The following is a 652-nucleotide window of genomic DNA, read 5'->3' as shown; positions in this document are numbered from 1 at the left end:
CTAAACTCCGATGAGTTGAGAGAAATCTACAAGCGTCTTATCGCTAAATTGACAGAATACAGTACTGAAATGGGACAGAATAAAGACTTGTTTTTAGCTTATCAGGCCTTGGCTGATAGCGATGAATACGCAGGGCTGAGCCAAGCTCAAAAGCAGTCAATCAAACATACACTTCGTGGCTTCAAATTGTCGGGCGTGGCCTTGGAAGATGATGAAAAAGAAGCCTATTCGGCATTGAAGAAAGAGATGTCAGAGCTGACCAACAGCTTTTCAGAAAATGTCTTGGATGCGACTCAGTCTTGGACGCTCTATTTTGAAGACGTTGATTCACTTGCAGGTCTGCCAGAAAGTGCACTACAACTGCTCGAAAGCCAGGCAAGAGCTAAGGGGCATGAGAAGGGGTATCTGATTACCCTGGATATTCCTAGTTATTTGCCGGTTATGACTTACTGCGATGATGCCAATATCCGTGAGCAGCTGTATCAGGCTTGTTTGACTCGCGCTTCCGACCAAGGACCTGATGCGGGTAAGTGGGATAATAGTAACAATATCCAACGCATACTCACTTGCCGTCAGGCGCTTGCTAAGTTGCTGTCGTTTGACAATCATGCCGAGCGCTCCTTAGCGACTAAAATGGCAGACACGCCAGATG

General features: G+C 46.3%; 1 protein-coding gene. It reads left to right on the top strand.

Annotated elements, in window-relative coordinates:
- Nucleotides 1-15: 15 nt before the first annotated feature.
- A partial coding sequence (locus tag A3735_RS05540) for a M3 family metallopeptidase (RefSeq protein ID WP_369820509.1) occupies nucleotides 16-652 on the top strand: 637 nt, incomplete at its 3' end.

It is taken from the genome of Oleiphilus sp. HI0061 (genome assembly GCF_001635675.1).
Note: the sequence above shows the minus strand (reverse complement) of the source record. Positions and strands in the feature narration are given on the sequence as shown.